We start from the raw sequence: 3,319 nt of genomic DNA on the forward strand, positions 1-3,319 counted from the left end.
GCCTGCCAGAGCCATTGACCACCATCATCTTCCACTACAGCCCTACCCAGGACTATAGGCCCGAATTCACCAGCATGGTGGAGCCCAATTCTGATGAAGCGCAAATTGCTTCTCTTCGAGACCGTTACGGGGCAGAACCCAAAGCTCTATCTGACGTTATCCTACTCACCCCCGCAGACAAACTGGATGAGCGCAGGGAAGAGTACCCCAGCATCACGGTTTATCCCATTAAGTTCGCAGCATCAGAGCTGCAAGCCAGCCACTGGCGCTTCTTGATGGGGGCTGTGGGGAATCAATCCACCTACATGCGGCAGCTCAACCGCATTATGAAGACCCATCGCAATAACCTGACCGTCCAAGCCATTCGGGATGGCATCGATAGTTCTCTGTTGCCGGATACCCTGAAAGGATTGGCTCATCAGCGCTTGGAGTTGGCCTCAGAATACATTGACGATACAACCCATCTCGGCGACCTGATTCAACCAGGGCGTTTAGTTATCGTTGATCTCCGAGACGAATTCATTGAAAAAGACGAGGCACTAGGGCTGTTTGTCGTGCTGCTCCAGCTCTTTGCCGATGCCGAATACGAAGGTCGCAAGTTCAACAAGCTGGTTGTCTTTGACGAAGCTCACAAATATATCGAAAGCCCCGATCTCCTCTCTGGGCTAATCGAAGTGGTTCGCGAGATGCGCCATAAAGGCACCAGCATTATGGTCGCTAGCCAGGATCCGCCCTCAGTACCTGTCTCGCTTATCGAGCTATCAAGCCAGATTATCCTTCATAAGTTCAACTCTCCTGCTTGGCTCAAGCACATTCAAAAGGCGAATGCTGCCCTTGACAGCTTGTCGCCAGATAGGATGTCCAACTTGAAACCAGGGGAAGCTTATATCTGGTCGAACAAGGCCAATGAAGATGCCTTCATCAAAGGTGCCGTGAAAGTTAAGTGCCGACCAAGGGTCACTCAGCATGGTGGCAGTACAAAGACAGCCGTCGATCATTGACGAGAAGCAATCGCCGGGACACAAATATGCTGAAGCTCTTTATTCTGCGAGTTGGAGTGGTTGCCAGTTGCCGGAGCCGCTGAAGACCGCTCAGTAGTATGGGTGGCTGTATTCTCCACTTTCCAGGAATGTCAATTGGGTTCCTCATAGAGCGACATCGCCAGGAGTGCCGGAGAGGAGGCGATGTCGTCGTCCATCATCAATCCTGCCAGAAATCCCTGAAGCGCCCCGGTGACAGCTCCGTATATTTCACAGTGTGCTGAATATTGCGGTGGCCTAGATACGCTTGAATCGCCCGCGTGTCATGCCCCTTGGCGGCCAGGTAGTATCCGCAAGCATGGCGTAACTGATGAGGATGCACCGGAAACGGCAACTTCGCCGCTTTCCCCGCTCGCTGAATGATGTTGTGCCCCGTGCGCTCCGTCATCGGGCCACCCCGCTCCGTTACAAACAGGTAGGGCGTGTTGGGATAGTCCCGCTGGAGCTGCCGCAGCGATCGCAACTCTGGCCCTCGTAACGGATGAGTCGCCGGCGTCCCTTTCTTCCGTCGTGCCACATGGAGAACACCGGCTTTCAGATCCACCTGGTCCCACCGTAGGGCGATCGCCTCTGATACTCGAAAGCCGTGGCGATACATGATCATGATCAAAGTCGAATCGCGATGACCGTGGCGGCCGATTTTCTTCGCGGCCTGGATGAGCTGATCGACTTCGTCGGGGGTGAGGTGCTCGCGAGATCGCACCTCGTCATTTTTCGGTTTACGGGGTGGCTGATTAAGTGGCTCTTCAAACTTTGCCGAAAATGATGTTTGGGCGGTTTTGTCTGACATGTCTCTAATTACTGAAGCGTCGTTGCTGACTTAGATGAACATTGCCGAAAACGAGCATTTTCGGCAATGCTTCTCATTCAGCTCTTAGCAAAGCGGCGTTGCAATGCATCCGTATTGTGTCAGGCAGCGCGAGAATTTAACTGGCGCGCGGTAGACACATAGAGGTCTGTCAGTCACTCGTGGTGGTTGTTTGCTCTAGGGGAGGGAGACCACAAAGGGCGCGATCTTCGTCAGAGCGATCGGGGTTGTTCATCAGGTAAGGAGTGAGGCGATCGCAGGCGTCCGTTATGAGTTCATCGAGGTTTGAAGTGGTATATACAGTAGCAAGGTCTAAAAAATGGTTATTGCTTAAAGGATTTCGCTGCAGATTGGCTATCAATGTCCAATCCTTATTGAAAGAACCGTGTACGCTATACTCTGCAATCTGCTGTCCGTTTAACAACCAAATCCCTACGACACCATCCCTATCAGTGATAGCAAAGTGGTTTCCATCAGGACTATATTGAATTTCACTAATACCATTCAGATTGATTTCAAAATGCGAAACTACATTATTATCTAAATTCCACAGCTGTACACTACCATCAGCACTACCTATCAGAACTTGATTTCTGTTAGGACTAAACTTTATATGGGGGGCTTGATTTTGAATCTCTGTCTCAAGTACTTTATTGCCATTTAGCTCCCATATTTTTATTTTCGAATCTCCTCCAGTTGTGGCAAAAAGATTTCCATTCGGACTAAATGTAGCTTTGTAGACCTCATCATCGTGTGCTTCTATTTCTGTAGCCTTACCTACTTTCAGATCCCATATACGAGCCATCCCATTTTCGCTAGTAGTTATAGCAAAATCTCCATCTGAGCTGAATGCAACTTCCGGAAAGCGCTGACTTTGCCCTGAAATAAGTGATATTTGATTTCCTCTTAGGTCCCAGATAGGTACTGTTCCATCTGAGGAAACACTATATATACAATTACAATCAGTGTTAAATCTTCCTAAAAGAGGCCCGTCGTTAGGGTTTGTCATCATTGACATCAATTCTGCATCACTACTCCAGAGCCACATCCGATTTTCTCCAGCAATCTCTACTGTTAGAATCGAGTATTAATCGTCATGAAAGAAAACCTCATTGATATGAAGAATGTCATTTTCTGGTAGCTTAGGAGAAGGGCGTTTAACAGGTTTAAGTCGACCATTCTGAATTTCCCAAGAAAATATTTGCTTATCACCGATGCCGGTAGAAACAATAAAATTTTCGTTTGGGCTGAATACTGTTGGAGTAATGGGGCCTTGATGTCCTTCCGTAGATTCGCTTATTTCTCTTAGATCCCAGAGCCTCACCACACCCTCAGAAGAGGTTGTGGATAAGTATGTGCTTTTTGAGTTGAATTTCAAATCTTTCACGGCAAACTGATGACCATCCATAACAGTAATCTGATTACCTTGTAAGTCCCAGAGTATTACCTTGTTGCCATTATTTCCGGTGGC

The 3,319-nt window shown here is 48.5% G+C and carries 3 protein-coding genes and 1 pseudogene; 1 reads left to right on the forward strand and 3 read right to left on the reverse strand.

Going from position 1 to position 3,319, the window contains the following annotated elements; all coding sequences use genetic code 11:
* A partial coding sequence (locus tag QQ91_RS12645; RefSeq protein ID WP_166284013.1) for an ATP-binding protein occupies window positions 1-1,001 on the forward strand: 1,001 nt, incomplete at its 5' end.
* A gap of 199 nt (window positions 1,002-1,200) precedes the next feature.
* Here QQ91_RS12645 and QQ91_RS12650 read toward each other — a convergent pair.
* The 3 genes and pseudogenes from QQ91_RS12650 to QQ91_RS12660 all read right to left on the reverse strand — a co-directional run.
* On the reverse strand, window positions 1,201-1,830 hold the full coding sequence (locus QQ91_RS12650; protein WP_044151280.1) for a tyrosine-type recombinase/integrase: 630 nt from the start codon (window positions 1,828-1,830) through the stop codon (window positions 1,201-1,203).
* A gap of 169 nt (window positions 1,831-1,999) precedes the next feature.
* Window positions 2,000-2,896 carry a WD40 repeat domain-containing protein gene (locus QQ91_RS12655; protein WP_166284015.1) on the reverse strand — a complete coding sequence of 299 codons (897 nt, stop codon included), beginning with the start codon at window positions 2,894-2,896 and terminating at the stop codon, window positions 2,000-2,002.
* 39 nt (window positions 2,897-2,935) lie between these two features.
* Window positions 2,936-3,319 (reverse strand): annotated as a pseudogene (locus tag QQ91_RS12660) (hypothetical protein); the annotation flags it as partial.

Source organism: Lyngbya confervoides BDU141951, from assembly GCF_000817775.3.
Lineage (GTDB): Bacteria > Cyanobacteriota > Cyanobacteriia > Thermosynechococcales > Thermosynechococcaceae > Lyngbya > Lyngbya confervoides.